Source organism: Candidatus Hydrogenedentota bacterium (assembly GCA_018005585.1).
Classification (GTDB): Bacteria; Hydrogenedentota; Hydrogenedentia; order Hydrogenedentales; family JAGMZX01; genus JAGMZX01.
The window spans coordinates 1-15,627 of the sequence record JAGMZX010000115.1 but is presented as its reverse complement, the minus strand read 5'-3'; the positions used below and the strand labels follow the sequence as shown (position 1 = coordinate 15,627).

Annotated in this window: 15 protein-coding genes; 3 read left to right on the top strand and 12 right to left on the bottom strand. The window is 62.4% G+C overall.

Annotated elements, in window-relative coordinates; all coding sequences use genetic code 11:
* The 6 genes from KA184_17180 to KA184_17155 all read right to left on the bottom strand — a co-directional run.
* Window positions 1-320, bottom strand: a 320-nt coding sequence (locus KA184_17180) for a hypothetical protein (GenBank protein ID MBP8131316.1), incomplete at its 3' end; no start/stop codon positions are given.
* A gap of 84 nt (window positions 321-404) precedes the next feature.
* Window positions 405-971 (bottom strand): signal peptidase I, encoded by a 567-nt coding sequence (lepB, locus tag KA184_17175; GenBank protein MBP8131315.1) that lies wholly within the window; start codon window positions 969-971, stop codon window positions 405-407.
* The gene (locus KA184_17170) at window positions 968-1,888 is read right to left on the bottom strand and encodes a hypothetical protein (protein ID MBP8131314.1); all 921 of its coding nucleotides are present in this window, start codon (window positions 1,886-1,888) and stop codon (window positions 968-970) included. The genes lepB and KA184_17170 overlap by 4 nt, the downstream gene beginning before the upstream one ends.
* Window positions 1,889-1,962: 74 nt before the next feature.
* Window positions 1,963-3,201, bottom strand: a complete 1,239-nt coding sequence (gene glgC, locus KA184_17165; GenBank protein MBP8131313.1) for a glucose-1-phosphate adenylyltransferase — start codon at window positions 3,199-3,201, stop codon at window positions 1,963-1,965.
* A 238-nt stretch (window positions 3,202-3,439) separates the two neighbouring features.
* Window positions 3,440-4,072, bottom strand: coding sequence for a cyclase family protein (locus KA184_17160; protein MBP8131312.1), 633 nt, complete (start codon window positions 4,070-4,072; stop codon window positions 3,440-3,442).
* Window positions 4,072-4,767 (bottom strand): Crp/Fnr family transcriptional regulator, encoded by a 696-nt coding sequence (locus KA184_17155; GenBank protein ID MBP8131311.1) that lies wholly within the window; start codon window positions 4,765-4,767, stop codon window positions 4,072-4,074. The genes KA184_17160 and KA184_17155 overlap by 1 nt, the downstream gene beginning before the upstream one ends.
* Window positions 4,768-5,213: 446 nt before the next feature.
* On the opposite strand from KA184_17155, the gene hemH reads away from it, so the two are divergent.
* Window positions 5,214-6,245, top strand: a complete 1,032-nt coding sequence (hemH, locus tag KA184_17150; protein MBP8131310.1) for a ferrochelatase — start codon at window positions 5,214-5,216, stop codon at window positions 6,243-6,245.
* Window positions 6,246-6,249: 4 nt separating this feature from the next.
* Here the strand turns inward: hemH and KA184_17145 are convergent, their stop codons facing one another.
* Window positions 6,250-7,866, bottom strand: coding sequence for a sulfatase-like hydrolase/transferase (locus KA184_17145; GenBank protein ID MBP8131309.1), 1,617 nt, complete (start codon window positions 7,864-7,866; stop codon window positions 6,250-6,252).
* 171 nt (window positions 7,867-8,037) lie between these two features.
* On the opposite strand from KA184_17145, the gene KA184_17140 reads away from it, so the two are divergent.
* Window positions 8,038-8,949, top strand: coding sequence for a DUF2817 domain-containing protein (locus KA184_17140; protein MBP8131308.1), 912 nt, complete (start codon window positions 8,038-8,040; stop codon window positions 8,947-8,949).
* Window positions 8,950-8,979: 30 nt separating this feature from the next.
* On the opposite strand, the gene trpA is transcribed toward KA184_17140, so the two are convergent.
* The 5 genes from trpA to trpD are packed head-to-tail and all read right to left on the bottom strand — an operon-like array spanning window position 8,980 to window position 13,367.
* On the bottom strand, window positions 8,980-9,783 hold the full coding sequence (trpA, locus tag KA184_17135; protein MBP8131307.1) for a tryptophan synthase subunit alpha: 804 nt from the start codon (window positions 9,781-9,783) through the stop codon (window positions 8,980-8,982).
* Window positions 9,783-11,018 (bottom strand): tryptophan synthase subunit beta, encoded by a 1,236-nt coding sequence (gene trpB, locus KA184_17130; protein ID MBP8131306.1) that lies wholly within the window; start codon window positions 11,016-11,018, stop codon window positions 9,783-9,785. The genes trpA and trpB overlap by 1 nt, the downstream gene beginning before the upstream one ends.
* Window positions 10,969-11,592: a phosphoribosylanthranilate isomerase gene (locus KA184_17125; GenBank protein ID MBP8131305.1), complete on the bottom strand. Its 624-nt coding sequence runs from the start codon at window positions 11,590-11,592 to the stop codon at window positions 10,969-10,971. The genes trpB and KA184_17125 overlap by 50 nt, the downstream gene beginning before the upstream one ends.
* On the bottom strand, window positions 11,579-12,361 hold the full coding sequence (gene trpC, locus KA184_17120; GenBank protein MBP8131304.1) for an indole-3-glycerol phosphate synthase TrpC: 783 nt from the start codon (window positions 12,359-12,361) through the stop codon (window positions 11,579-11,581). Before trpC ends, KA184_17125 begins: the two co-directional genes overlap by 14 nt.
* The gene (gene trpD, locus KA184_17115) at window positions 12,348-13,367 is read right to left on the bottom strand and encodes an anthranilate phosphoribosyltransferase (protein MBP8131303.1); all 1,020 of its coding nucleotides are present in this window, start codon (window positions 13,365-13,367) and stop codon (window positions 12,348-12,350) included. Before trpD ends, trpC begins: the two co-directional genes overlap by 14 nt.
* Window positions 13,368-13,714: 347 nt before the next feature.
* On the opposite strand from trpD, the gene KA184_17110 reads away from it, so the two are divergent.
* Window positions 13,715-15,627: hypothetical protein (locus KA184_17110; GenBank protein ID MBP8131302.1), on the top strand; the 1,913-nt coding region annotated here is incomplete at its 3' end.

Below are 15,627 nucleotides of genomic sequence, written 5' to 3'. Positions count from 1 at the left end.
AGTAACATGTTCCAGAACAGGTGCGAAAGGCTCCCGTGCAGGAACATGTAGGTAAAGGGCTTCCACAAATGCCCGCCGACAAACAGGTCTGACTGATATCCGAGCCAGGTGTTCAGGATGTCCCCGCCCGGAGCATGGGCGGGGTAAAAGCCCGTGAAACGCTGCGCAAGCGCACCGTCAATCAGGAGACTCAGCGGAATATCGAGCACAAGCTGCAGCGCAAAAACAGCTACCGTGGCCCAGATCAAGCGATGCACCGCCCATGTGATGGCTGGACGCGCAAATTGGACGGGTTCGTAATATGAATACGATTGCGTCATGCTGCGGCTTCGTTGAATGGCGCGAGTCACGCGCCCCGGCCACGATTATAAAACACACGCCGGCGGAAATGCGCGTTCGATCGGCTACTGGCTGCGCACGTTCGAAAGCGGAAAGGAGTGTATCCGGCCCCAGCGGTCATAGGGATAATAACGGAACCGCACGCGGCCCACGATCGACACCGCCGGCTGCGCTTGCCGGGTAAGGTGGTCGTCGTCGCTGGCATTCCGGTTGTCGCCCAGCAGAAAGACACAGCCATCCGGAACGCGAAGAGGCGCAAGTACGTATAACATCGGTTCGGCGATGTACGGTTCCGAAGCGTAGGCGCCATCGATAAACAAGGCGCCATCCATCACCATGACCTCATCTCCCGGCAGCCCCACAACCCGTTTCACAACGTACCCGTCATCCTCTTCGACCACCACAATATCGCCGCGCCGGTACGCCTTCTCCCACAGCGTTATCAGGTGATCGCCCGGCAACAGGGCGGGCTCCATCGACCGGCTGGGAACCTCGAAAAAGCGCATCCCGCGAAACGCGAAGAAGTAGATACCAATCAAACACAGGACAAGTATGGTGAGCAGACCTGCCCGGTGGCTCGTCAACAGCCTGACCAGAATGCCTTGAGCGCGTTCCGCGCGCGCTTCGTTCATAATACCGGTTCGCCCTCGCGCAGCCCTTCGAGCAGGGTCCGCGCTGCGTCGTTGCCCGGATGCCGGCGCATGCTCTCGGTCAGGCAGCGTTCCGCACGCGCCTCGTCCCCCGCCCGAATCCAGGCGCGCGCTTCGTTCAGCCACGTAAAGAACACCGCGTTCTTATCCTTTGCGTAAGGGCGCGCGCGGCGCCACGCTTCCGCCGCCCGTTTCCAGTCCGTCGCCGCGCCGAATTGCTCCGCGGCGAAAAAATTCACCGCGTAGTCCTGCAACAGCTCGAAATCTGACGGATCGAGACGCGCGGCACGTTCGGAAAGCTTCATAATCTCGCGGTACACACGCTCCTGGTTCCATTCTCGCGCCGCCGCCACCGCCTCGCTCGCATTCAGGTAGGTCTGGGCCAGGTTGTAATGCAGCCCGGCGTCTTCTGGCGCCAGTTTCAGCGCCTTGTCCATGTATTCCAGCCCGATCTTGACCTGCCCGCTCTGGCACAGATGCGTTCCGAAATCGTTGTACGCGGGAGCAAACCCGGTGTCCAGCGACATCGCCTTGTTCCACTCCGCCTGCGCCCCCGCGGCGTCGCCAAAGTGGTCATAAAGCAATTCGCCATAATACGCGTGCAGGCGCGCGTTGCCCCCGTAGCGGTGCAAGGCAAATTCGTACGCGTCCCGGAGTGTATCCAGGCTCTGCCGCGCCTCATCCCGCAGCGTTGCCGCACTCTCCACGTTTCCCGCGCGCTCGCACACGCCCGCCCGCGCGCGCAAGACACCGGCGCGCGCGCGGCATTCCCGGTCCGCAGCGCGCAATGCGTCGACAAAGACCTGTTCCTGCTCGACCAGAGGAGCAAGGCGCGCCAGCGCCGGCGGCAACTCCAGCGTTTGCGCGCACATGAATACGGTCAACAATGAAACCAGCATCGGGCAGTCCCCGTTCAAGGCACGAACAACGCGTTACATGGTAACAGAGGGGCCGCTTGATTCGAAAGCATGTCTCACGTCTGGCGCGGTTTGGCCGGTTGACCGTTCAGGCACTCAACTACCACAACGCCCTTCGGCGTGATGCGGAAGGTCCGGGCGTCATGTTCAAAATCGTAGCCAATCACCGTATTCGGGGGGATATCGGTGTTCTTCTCCACAATGGCGCGCCGGATGCGCGCGTAACGGCCCACGTTCACGCCATGCAGCAGAATGGATTCCTCGACGTGCGAATAACTGTGCACGCGCACCTCCGGCGACAGCACGCTGCGCCGCACCATGCCGCCGCTGATGATGCAGCCGGGGCTGACAATCGAGTCTACGGCGACGCCGAACCGCCGCCCTTCATCCGCGAACACGAACTTGGCCGGCGGCAACTGCGGCGCATGCGTACGCAGTGGCCAATCCTTGTCGTACAGGTTGAAGGTCGGGTCCACGGCCACCAGGTCCATGTTCGCTTCCCAATAGGCGTCAATCGTGCCCACATCGCGCCAGTACTTCGCGTGTTTCTTGTTCTCGTCGAGAAAGTTGTAGGCAAATACCCGTTCGGTATTCACCAGCTTGGGAATGATGTCTTTGCCAAAATCATGCGAGGTCTGGTTGTCGTCCAGGTCCGAGTCCGCGGCCACGGATTCCTTCAGCAGGCCGGTTTCGAACACGTAGATGCCCATGGACGCCAAGGCCGTGTCGGGGCGTCCCGGCATAGGTTTGGGTTCTTCGGGTTTCTCTTCAAACCCCAACACCCGGCCATCCAGGTCCGTTTCCAGAATGCCAAACCGGTTGCCCTCCTCGATCGGCACTTCCGTTGTCGCGATGGTCAACGCCGCGCGGTTGTTCTCGTGAAAATCAAGCATCTTGCCGTAGTCCATTTTGTAGATATGGTCGCCGGACAAGATCAGCACCAGCTTTGGGTCGTCCTGTTCAATGGAGTAAATATTCTGATACACGGCATCCGCCGTGCCAAGATACCAATGGTGATTCACGCGCATCTGCGGCGGGATAATCTCCACGTATTCGCCATATTCGGGCCGCATCAGGTCCCAGGCGGACCGGATATGCCGCACCAGCGAGTTCGACTTGTACTGCACCAACACGTGAATACGCCGGATATTGCTATTCATGCAATTCGAGAGCGTGAAATCGATGATACGGTAGGTTCCCCCAAAAGGCACCGCGGGTTTCGCCCGATTCTTGGTCAAGGGATACAGACGTTCACCTGCGCCGCCCGCGAGCAACACGGCCAGGACTTCATGCATCACGTACTACCCTCCCGCCGTCCCTGGGGCACGGCGCTTTTCTGGTTGCGCCTCTGCCTTGCCACTCCGCGAGCCTTGTGCCGCCGTCCACGCGGCCGGGCGTCGCTTCCCCATCCCTTATTATAGCACTTGTCGTCATTCTTGCCACGAAGTCAACCGCGCTTCTCTGGCGGGACGCCACACGGACAGGACCATTCCTGTGAATCCGTGCATAAGCTCTTTGAGGAGACATTCGATATTATCTGCGGGATTTTCGGACAAAAGCCCGGCAAGGCGCCCCGTCCCCGTCGAAAACCGGCAACGGGAGCACTACGAACTCGTACAGACCCGGGGCCAGCCCGCCCAAACGCAGGCCCTCCACAACCAGCACATCATTCCGCAGCAACAGGTGGTGGGTAGGCTGCCCGGGCTGCTTGAAGGGCGCCACGGAGAGATAGTCCACGCCTACCAGACGCACGCCATCCGCAACCAGCCGCGCCGCCGCACCGTCGTCCAAAGCCGCATAATCCTTAGTAAATGGGGCATCTATGGGGATATTCGAGTTCCCGGTCTGGAACAACACCCGGCTCGGCAACCGCTCAGACGGCAGGTCGCCGGCGCGTATCAGCGGCACGTCCGGCAGATCAATCAGAAGCGCCTTGCCGAAATAGACTGCGGGGTCAACCTCATGAAGCTTCTTGCCCGTTTTCTCGAAGTGCCACGGCGCGTCAACGTGCGTGCCCGTATGCGTGGCCAGACGCAATAAGGACGTATTGCAGGTGGCGCCGGCGGCAATCCGGCTGTCCGGCAGCATCTCGAACGGGGGATCGCCCGGCCACACCGTCATGCCCGCCCGCAGCGGCATCGAGACATCGCGCCACTCGGTGGTCATTACCCGTTCCTCACGACATGTTCCAGCGCGGCGGCGTCCCGAATAACCACGCGGCGGTTGGCTAGTTCGACGATGCCCTCCTTCCGCAACGCATGCAAGGTCGCCGTCGTAGTCTCCCGGGTGGAACCAATGAGGTTGGCCAGTTCCTGATGCGTGAGCTGAAGCGTGCTCCCAGCTTGTCCGCCCTCGCGGCGCCACAAGCGCAAGAGCCCGGCGGCGACACGACGCCGCACCGGGCAGAAGACGATTTCGCTGAGCACCTGTTCCGCCTCGATGGCGCGCGTGCAAAGGTATTGCGCCAACCGGTGCGACAAGACGGGTTCCTCTCGAACGCATTGCCGGAAATCGGCGGCGCGCATCAGGCACAACAAGGTTGGGCGAAGCGCCTCGGCGTAGTTGTCGCGCCGGGGACGGTTCACGACGCACTCTTCGCCGAACAAGTCGCCGGGCGCGGCATGCCGGAACGACAGCTCCCGCCCGTCATCCGACACGCGCGTAATACGCACGCGGCCCTTGCGCACCCAATACACAAAATCACAAGGATCGTCGGGGAAGAAGACGACCTGCCGGAGGCCATACTCACGCTGGTAGACTTGACCCTCCATGCGGGCAAGCACCGAGGGCGCCATTCCCGCAAAGAAAGAAATCTCTTTCAAGGATAAGGTGAGGCGCGCGAACGGACGGATCATGGCCATGGCATGCGCTCGCGTGGCTGGTTCATGGTGGCCCTCCCCGCAGAAGCCCATTCAGCATTTCCTGGTTGGCATAAGAGAAGACGGAAGTGAAACGGACAAAAAAGAACGCGGCGCTGCCAAATATCCATGCCGCAAGCAATACGCGTCCTGCCCGCTCACAGAATGTCAACCAGGCCGATGATGGTGTTTTCGACTGATTCGCCGCGGACTCGTCCGTCATATAGCCGATTCTCCGCGCCCATGGTCAACCAGCGGCGTCCGTAGGCTTTCCTCATCCAGTATAACGCGCCGCGCAGGCAGATGAACATATCGCCCCTTGCTGCACCGCTGCCGTCAACCTCATTGTGCCCGTGTGCGCGTCCGCGCTGGAGGTTGCCGCGGTCAATGGTGTACTTTGGTCATGCCGCCCGGCACGCGCGCCGCAGGCATTACAGAGGCAGTGATCAATGCGGAAAAAATCAGACGAAAGACTGGGCGTGACCCTCTTGAATGTCGGGTCGCCGGATAGACCGGAGACGGGAGCGGTGCGCGCCTATCTGCGCCAGTTTCTTTCGGACCCGCGCGTTATCGATATCGCCGCGTGGAAAAGAGCCATCATCCTCAACTGCTTCATCCTGCCCTTCCGTCCAAAACGCTCCGCGCACGCCTATCAATCCATCTGGACCGACCGCGGTTCCCCGCTGATCGCCATCACAAAGGACGTCGTGGCGGGCCTTCAGGAACGATTGCCGGAGACCACGGTAGTCTGTGGCATGGCCTACGGACAGCCCTCTATCGCTGAAGCGTTTGACACGCTGATGGAGTCCGGCTTGGACCGGGTCGTCGTGGCGCCCATGTTCCCCCAATATGCTTCCGCGACTACCGGTTCCGTTCTCGAAGCGGCCTATCGCCGTGCCGCGGCCGAATACAACGTCCCCGCGCTGACCGTGCTGCCCCCCTTCTACGCCGCCCCTGAATTCCTCGACGCGTGGGAAACAGTCGCAGCTCCCGCACTCGAAGAGTTTCAACCCGAGCACATCCTTTTCAGCTTTCACGGGTTGCCCGAACGTCATATCCGCAAGGGCGACCCCTCGGGCGCCTGCTGTCTCGTGCGGCCCGACTGCTGCGACGCTGAAACAACCGCGAACAAGCATTGCTACCGGCGCCAATGCTTCGAAACCGCACGTGGCATTGCGGAAAGACTCGCCTTATCCGAAGACGCCTACAGTATCAGTTTCCAGTCACGCCTGGGCCGCGAACCTTGGCTCCAGCCTTACACCGACGAGACTATCGCCATGCTCGCGGAAAACGGCCTCAAGCGCCTCGCCGTGATGTGCCCGGCATTCGTCGCGGACTGCCTCGAAACCCTCGAGGAGATCGGCATCGCGGGCAAGAAGACCTTCCTAGATCACGGCGGCCACGCGTACGTCCAGGTCCCCTGCCTCAACGCCCACCCCGCGTGGCTCGACGCGCTCGTCTCCCTGATTCGTGCATGTTAGCGCCTTATGACTTCGACAATACGTCTTGCGGGTGCTCGGGGAACCCCCTCACGCCGCGCGAGGGATCGAACTGATAGATCCGCTGCCGCGGGCGTTCCGCAAAGGGGTACGCGCGCAGGCGGCCGTTTTCAAGCGCACGGTCCGCATTGGGGCAGGCCAGGGAAGTCTCGGCGATGCTCCGCATTTCCGCGGCCGTCTCTTTCGCGTCGCCCAGCCGCTGCAGGAGTTCACGCGGGTCTTCCTCGACGTTGAACAGTTGTTCCCGGCCGCCGTTCGCCATGTATATGTACTTCCAGGGCCCGCGCCGCACCATAACCTTGAACAACGGTGTACCCGGCGTACCGTACATACCGATAAGGAACTCGCGCGGCGATGCCTTCCCTTCGAGCATACCCAGCACGTCGAACCCGTCGCGCGTGTCCGGCTGACCGGCGGCGTTTGTCGCGATGCCGAACAAGTCCGCGAGACAGACCAATTCCGTCCGCCGCGCATCGCGCGGCAGGCGCTGTGGCCAACTCACCAGGAACGGGATGTGGCATGCTTGCTCGAAGTAGCTCTCCTTCTGCCATGCGTGGTGGTCACCCAAGTGGTCCCCGTGATCGGAAAAGAAACAGATGAGCGTATTGTCCGCATCGGGCCGCGCTTCCACCGCGTCGAGAATACGTCCAAGGCACTGGTCGATATAGGAGATTTCACCGTAGTATCGCGCCCGCAGCACCCGCGCATGCGGATCGTTGACGTCCTCGGCCCAGATCGCGTAGTTCATCCACGTGATCTGCTCGTCCATATGATCCAGTTCGATGTCCCCGCGCACCGGGCCGGGCATCCGGTCCGGGTCGTACATGCGGTTGAACGGCAAGGGTGGCGCCAACGGCGGGTGCGGGCCAATAAGGGACACGAAGCCAAAAAACGGACGCCCATCGGCGGCATTGATTTGCTCGACGGCCCGGTCCGCCGCCCACGCTTCGACTCCCAGCGCCGCTGGCAGCGGGCTCATTTGCGGCATGTAGTACATCTCGGTCCGCTCGCCCATCAGCATTTCGATGAAATCGTACTCGGGGTGCTCACGGGCAATGAACGAGGCATAGGCGTCCCGGGAGCGCTGGTCAGGCGAACCGTAAAGTTCCTCACTGTGCAGATGAACCTCATACCCCAGATTCTCATCCCATGGGTGCGTGTGAGACTTCCCAATCCCAAATGTTCTATAGCCCAAACCGTTCATCGTCCGCGCGAGATACGGCCCGCAGCGTTCCTCCATTTCCGCTGCCTGACCGGGCACGAGGTCCGGCCTCGCGTTGCTGTAGATACCCGTCGTCGGCTCGAACCGGCCCGTCCGGATGGTGTAGCGCGAGGGCACGCACACGGGACAGGTCGAATACCCGTTCAGGAACGCAACGCCGCGGTGCACCAGCCGGTCGAAATTCGGCGTGTAGATGTGCGGATTCCCCAGTGCGGCGATCGTATCGAAGCGCTGCTGGTCCGTCATGAGAAACAACACATTCGGACGGTCGGTTCCCGAGTCTTCGCCTGGCTGCGGGCTTGCACGCCCCGCAAGAGTTGTCGCCGCGACTGCGCCTGCGGCTGTTTCCAGAAAACCGCGTCTGCTCAAGGTCTTGTTCATCGCGCTTCTCCATTTGGGCGCCCTGTGCTTGCACCGTGAACTCTTTCACATTGCGGACCCATGCTGCAATTCCAGGGACCCGCCCGGAGCCAAACCCGTGAGCCACGCTACCGTTTCAACAAGAGAACCGGTAGACTCTGTTCTGGCAACAAACACAAGAAAGCACCTGCCATGCGCAAGCGCTGGGTCATCGTACTTACCGGGCTGACGCTTCTGTTGACGGCGTTATGCGCGGGCGGCGCATACGGGTTGCATCGGGTGCGCCGCCCGCACCCCCCCTATCCCGCGCGCCTCAAAACAGAGCGCGGTCTCGAGGACATCGGGCCACGCCTGGAGACTGCGGCGGCCAAGGCGCCTCATCTAATGCTCGACACGCTCGGACAAGTGCGGTACGGCGATTTCGAGGCGCCCATCTGGCGCGTGCGCCGCCCCGCCGGCAACGCACCTGAATTCCGCGTGCTCCTTGCCGGCGGCGTGCACGGCAGCGAGCCCGCGGGCGTCGAAAGCCTGGTCCGTTTTGTCGAAGAACTGGCCCGCGAACCCGAATTGTGGCCGGGCATGGCGTTTGACATCGTCCCGTTGGCGAATCCCTGGGGTTGGACGCGCGACCGGCGCTGCAACCAGCGGGGATACGACCTCAACCGCGATTTCGCGACCTTCAACACGCAAGAAGGCCGCATCCTGCGGGATTTGCTCGCTGCCGAGCGGTACGACATGCTGATCGAGCACCACGAGGATTCCAGCGCCGAAGGTTTCTATCTCTATCAGATCGCCAACCCCTACACCACGGCGTGCCGCGCCGTCATCGAAGACCTGCGAAACGGCGGCTACCCCATCGAACAGAACACGTGGATGGTCTGTTTCCGCACCCGGGACGGCGTCCTGTATACACCCCTGTGGGCCCTGCGCCTCGCCCGCCTTGGCCAGGGGCTCAGCCTCGGCAACTATTACCGTCTTACCCAGACCGACCGCGCCTTTCTCTTCGAAACGCCCATGCGGTTGCCGTTCGAGAAGCGTTTGGAGATGCAGGAGAAGGCGCGCAGTATCCTGCTGTCCAGGATACGGGACATGAAGGGCGCCTGACTACCACGGGGGCAGCCCCGGGATAAGGGATTACGCCTGACCTTTGCTTGCCATGGCCAATTTCCGGGCATAATCGCGGACCTCCGACGACGTCTCGGGCGTGTCGCCGAGCTGCGCGATCAGGCGCACAATCGCGGAACCGACGACGACGGCGTCCGCCATGCCGGCAATCACGCGCGCCTGCTCGGGCGTACTGATGCCGAAACCAACCGCGACAGGCAGGCCGGTTTTCCGCTTGATGCGCGCCACGGCCGCGCCGAGGTCCGCGGCAAGGTCGCTCCGTTCGCCCGTGACCCCCAGGCGGCTCACGTAGTAGACGAAACCAGAACACTTGGACAGAATGCCATCGAGCCGTTCTTCCGTCGTGGTAGGCGCAATCAGAAAAACCGTGCACACACCCGATGCATCCAGTTCGGCCTTGTACTCGCCGGCTTCCTCCGCGGGCAAATCCACACACAACACGCCGTCGACGCCGGCGGCTGCGGCGTCGCGCGCAAATCGGGGCACTCCATAGGCCAACACCGGGTTGTAATACGTGAAAAGGAGGATGGGCACTTCCGTCTGTTTGCGCAAGCGCGTGACCAGATCCAGAATATGGTCCAGCGTGGCGCCGCCCGCCAGTGCGCGCTGTGCGGCTTCCGCGATGACGGGCCCGTCACCCACCGGGTCCGAAAAGGGCACGCCGAATTCGATGATGTCCGCGCCAGCTTTAGACAGAGCCAGCACGATCTCTTCGGTCCGAGCCAGGCTCGGGTCCCCGGCCGTGATGTAAGGTATGAACGCTGTCTCATGCCGGGCCTTCAATTCCTCGAAACGCCTCGCAATCCGATTCATCACGAATCACCCTCCCCCGGCAGAATGAAGCGCATGGCCTGTTGCACGTCCTTGTCGCCGCGTCCTGACATATTGACGACGATTATCTTGTCCCGCGCCAGCGCAGGCGCGACCTTGACCACATGAGCAACGGCGTGGGCCGATTCCAGCGCGGGCATGATCCCTTCCAGGCGGCAGCAGAGCTGGAATGCGTCGAGCGCTTCCTGGTCCATCGCGTATACGTATTTCACACGGCCCGTCTGAAACAGATACGCGTGTTCCGGCCCGACGGACGCGTAGTCGAGCCCTGCTGAGACACTGTGGGTTTGGCCTATCTGGCCGTGCCCGTCCTGCAGCACATAGCTCAGCGCGCCATGCAGCATGCCGAAGGCGCCGCCCGCAAAACGCGCCGCGTGCATGCCGGGCGCGATTTGCGTGCCGCCTGCTTCCACGCCGATCATCGCCACGCTGCCTTCGTCGAGGAACGCGTAGAACAACCCAATCGCGTTGCTGCCCCCGCCCACGCACGCCAGCAGCACATCCGGCAGGCGGCCTTCCGCCTCCATTATCTGCGCGCGCGCCTCCCGCCCGATGACGCTCTGAAAATCGCGGCAGATCATGGGAAACGGGTGCGGCCCGTGCACGGTGCCCAGCACGTAATGCGTGCCGGCCACGCTCGCCACCCAGTCGCGCAACGCCTCGTTGATCGCGTCCTTCAGCGTCCTGCTGCCCGAATCCACGCCAATCACGCGCGAACCCAGCAGCCGCATGCGGAACACGTTCAGCTTCTGCCGCTCCATGTCCTCCGTGCCCATGTACACGTCGCAATCAAGCCCCAGCAGCGCCGCGGCTGTCGCCGTCGCCACGCCGTGTTGCCCCGCGCCCGTCTCGGCAATCACGCGCGTTTTGCCCATGCGCTTCGCCAGCAGGCACTGGCCCAGGGCGTTATTGATCTTGTGCGCACCCGTGTGCGCGAGGTCTTCGCGCTTGAAGTAGATCCTGGCCCCACCGAGATGTTCTGTAAGCCTGCGCGCAAAATAGAGCGGCGTTGGACGCCCGACATAATGCTTCTGGTAATCCGCAAGCTCCGACTGAAATGCCGGGTCCGCCTGCGAGTCGCGGTAGGCGCGCTCCAATTCGTGCAGGGCATACATGAGCGTCTCCGGCACGAACCGGCCGCCGAACGTTCCGTACCGTCCGCTCGCGTCAGGCCAGGGCTGTCTTGGCGTTTCGAATGAACTGCCGAATTCGCTCATGGTCCTTCTTTCCCGGCGCCGCCTCGACGCCGCCCGATACATCCACCGCATAGGGCCGCACGGTCCGTACCGCGTCCGCCACGTTCTCCGGCGTCAGGCCGCCCGCCAGAATGACCCGCTTGCACGCAGCCACGGCTTCTTTCGCGGACTCCCAATCGCACTTTTGGCCCGTGCCGCCCCGCCCCTCCGCCGAATACGCGTCCAGCAGATAGGCGCGGCAACGATAGCGCTGCATCTCCTCCACATTGAAATCAGGCCCCACGCGAAATGCCTTGATCGCAAGCCAGGCCATGCTCTCGACGGTAGCGGGGTCTTCCTCGCCGTGAAACTGTATGCAATCGATGAAGGAGAGCAACTGCGCCAGACGTTCAATCGGCTCGTTCACGCAAACCGCAACCGTCGTCACAAACGGCGGCAACTGCTCGACGATTTCGCGCGCGGTATCCCTCTCCACGTACCGGCCGCGAGGCTTCGCCTCGGGCGCAAAAACGAAACCCACGGCGTCCGCGCCTGCCTCGCACGCAGCCAGCGCGTCTTCGGCGTTGGTGATGCCGCATATCTTAACCTTCGTCAAGACCGAGCAGATTCCTTATCTGCGCCTGAATGTCGGCGCTCGTCATCAGTGATTCGCCTACGAGGATGGCGTCGACGCCGCCCGCCTCCAATTGTTTCACCTGCTCGCGCGCGTGGATGCCGCTTTCACTCACCAGCACGTGGCCCCCGGGCACGCGGCGCTTCAAACGCAGCGTGGTTTCAAAATCGACCTCAAGCGTGTCCAAGTCGCGGTTGTTTATTCCGATAATATGCGCACGTGCCTGGATTGCCCGCGCGATTTCGTCGGCGTTGTGCGCTTCCACCAGCGCATGCATCCCCAACTCCCGTGTCACCGCCAGAAACGCGCCCAGTTCCTCGGGAGTCAGGATTCGCACAATCAGCAATACCGCATCCGCCTGCGCGGCCCGCGCTTCGTAAACCTGATACGCGTCGACAACAAAATCCTTGCGCAGACACGGCACGCGCACATGCTGGCGCACCGCGGTCAGGTCGTTCAGGCTCCCCTGAAAATACCGGGAATCCGTCAGCACCGAAATCGCGCGCGCGCCGCTCAGTTCATACAGTGCCCCCAGTTCGACGGCGTCCACGCCCGGCAGAATATCGCCGCGCGAAGGGGAAGCGCGCTTGATCTCCGCAATCAGGCTGATGCCATCCCGGCGCAAGGCGGCGCGAAAATCCCGGGGCGGACCCAGCGTCTTGATCCGTTCCTCCAGTTCCTCTTGCGGAACGGCCGCCTTGCGGGAGATTACTTCCTCGCGCTTGTGCGCAATTATCTCATCGAGTACCATGAGAACTCTTAATCAGTCGTTCAAGTTTGTCCAGAGCCGCCCCCGAATCAACGGACTTCGCGGCCCGCTCTATTCCGCCGCGCAGATCGCTCGCGCCCGCGCCCGCGACAATCGCCGGCGCCGCGTTCAGCAGTACGATATCACGGTGCGGGCCGCGCTTGCCCTCGAGCACTTCCCGCAACAGCTGCGCGTTCAGCGCGGGCTCGCCCCCAAGAAACGCCGATCTGGGCGCAATCGAAAGGCCCAGTTGTTCCGGCGTGATCAAGTAGGTTTCCACATGCCCGTCCCGCGCTTCCGCCACATGCGTCGGCCCCGTCAACGTGAACTCGTCGAGCCCGTCGCACCCGTGCACCACAAAGGCGTGACGCGCACCAAGGTTAAGGAGCGCTTCCGCCAGCGGTTTGACCAGCTTTCCTTCGTAGACGCCCATTACCTGGCCGTCGGCATTCGCCGGGTTCGTCAGCGGTCCAAGCACATTGAACACCGTGCGAATCCGGAGTTCCGTGCGCACGTGCGCCACGTGCCCCATCGCGCTGTGCAGCGTGCGCGCAAACAAGAACCCGATTCCGTTCTCATCGATCGATTGCCCCACGCACACCGGATCAGCCTCGAGGTTCACGCCAAGACGCTCCAGGACATCCGCGCTGCCGCAACGGCTCGACGCGCTCCGGTTGCCGTGCTTCGCCACCGCAACGCCGGCCCCCGCCGTCACGAATGCCGCCGCCGTCGAGATATTAAATGTTCCCGAATGGTCGCCGCCGGTGCCGCACGTGTCTACCAGCGGCCGGCGCCGCGTCGGCACGGGCGTTGCAAAAGCCCGCATGGCAGACGCAAAGCCGACGACCTCCTCCACCGTCTCCCCTTTCATCGTCAATGCGACCAGGAACCCGGCCACTTGCGCGTCCGTCGCATCGCCGGACATCAGTTCGCGCATGGCCTGACCCGCCTCGTCCCGAGTCAGGTCAGTGCTTACAATCAACTTGCTAATGCTTTCTTGTATGGTCATGCGTGCGTCTCAATTGCAGGAAGGACAAGCGCCGCCCGACGGGGCAGCGGAAACAGAAGTCTAACAACCGGAAGATCCACGATGCAAGGAGCCCTGCTTTTGCATTGCGTATATCATCGGCGAACTCGTGCCTGTGGTCGAATAGGCCCTGCTGAAAGTGCTATGATCTGCGGGGTGGATAGTTGGCTTCCAACTGAGAAAAGAGGCGAGTCATGCGAGGCTTGGCGCCGTATAGAGGTGTAACGAGTTGCCTTCTTCTTCATGTGCTTCTCTGCACCGCGTCCGCCGTCGCTGCCGAACATGGCACAGGTTTCCGGCTGCCCCCGCCCGGCGACCCGTTCTGGCAGATGAAAACCGAACCTCGCGTCTATCCCAAGGGCGCATTTCCGCCCGTCTACGATTGGCGCGCGCTCGGCGGCGTAACGCCCGTCAAGGACCAGGGCAGTTGCGGAAGTTGTTGGGCTTTCGCGACGGTCGGCGTCTTCGAGTGCGCCATCAAGATCCAGGACGGCGTAACGGTCGACCTCTCCGAACAGAACCTGCTCGGCTGCAACGACATGGGCTGGGGCTGCAGCGGCGCGCTCTGGGCGCATGATTGGCATAAGGACCGCCCGAACAAGTGCGGCACGGTCGGGGCCGTGCTTGAGGCGGACCTTCCCTACGAGGCGGACGACTCCTATTGCACGTGCGGTCACACGCCGGCATATGTCCTGCAGGATTGGGGCTGGGTGAACGGGCTCACGCCAAGCGTCGAGGACATCAAGGCCGCTATCATGACCTACGGCCCCGTGGGCGTGTCGCTCGTCAGCGACGTGCTGGGCAGTGGCACGGGCGTGGTCGGAGACTGCTACGAGTATGACGTGTTCTCCATCGATCACGCCGTGGTGCTCGTCGGTTGGGACGACACCAAAGGCACGAACGGCGCATGGATCCTGCGCAATTCCTGGGGTTCGGACTGGGGCAACAACGGGTACTGTTACATCGAGTACGGTTGCGCCTGGGTCGGATTCGCCGCCAATTACGTCATCTACGGCGACCCTGTCGACGAACTGACCGTTGAGCCGAGAAATCGCGTCGATTTCACGGGGGAGTTCGGCGGACCGTTCACCCCCGCGGGCTTCCCGTACACGTTGGAGAACGTCGGGACCGAACCTGTGACGTGGCAGGCCTCCGCTCCGGACTGGCTCGAGTTAAGTCCCGCGTCAGGCACACTGGTTGCGGGCGCGACCCGGGAAGTACTAGCAAGCGTTCGGGTCGACCAGGCGCGACTGGGACAATACTCCGGCAACATCGTCTTCACGCACGTCGAGACGGCAGAGGAGTTTCCGCGCTCAGTGACGCTGACCGTCAACGCGCCGCTCGTGTATGACTTTGACTTGACCACCGACCCCGGCTGGTCCCGCACGGGCGCGTGGAGCTTCGGAAAGCCCGCCGGCGGCGGCAGCCATAACGGCGATCCCAGCGCCGGACATACCGGCCTCAATGTCTTCGGGTATAACCTCTCCGGCGATTATGCCAACAGCCTCGCGGAACAGTACCTCACCGCGGGCCCCTTCGACTTCCAGGGCTATACGGACGTTCAGTTGCGGTTCCTGCGCTGGCTCGGTGTCGAAGATGCCCAATACGACCACGCCAGAGTCCAGGTCCGTTCCCTGAGCGGGGTCTGGCAGAACGTGTGGCAACACACCGGCGACGACCTTGAAGACACGTCCTGGCAGGAATGCCGGTATGACATCTCAAACATCGCGGACGACAACCCCGGCATCTATGTCCGCTGGGTCATGGGGACCACGGACAGCAGCGTGACTTTTCCCGGCTGGAATATTGACGATATTCAGTTCCGCGCTATGCCCGTGCCCGGAGAAGGCGAAGGAGAAGGAGAAGGAGAACCCGCCGGCGTCTGGAAGCTTACCCTCGATACAGCCGGCACCGGAAGCGGCTCTGTCTCCTGCTCGCCCCAGTTACCCCTGTACGGAGACGGCCAGCGCGTTGACCTCGCTTTCGAAACCGCCACGGGCTGTGAATTCGTGGGCTGGGCGGGCCCTGATGGGGCGGACGTGCGTTATGGCGCCTGGACACAGACGTATTTCATTCTCATGGATAGCGACAAGCATGTGACTGCCGTATTCGATTTGACCGGTCCGGGTGAAGGCGAAGGCGAAGGTGAAGGCGAGGGCGAAGGCGAGGGTGAAGGTGAGGGCGAGGGCGAAGGCGAAGGTGAAGGCGAAGGTGAAGGTGAGGGTGAAGGCGAGGGCGAGGG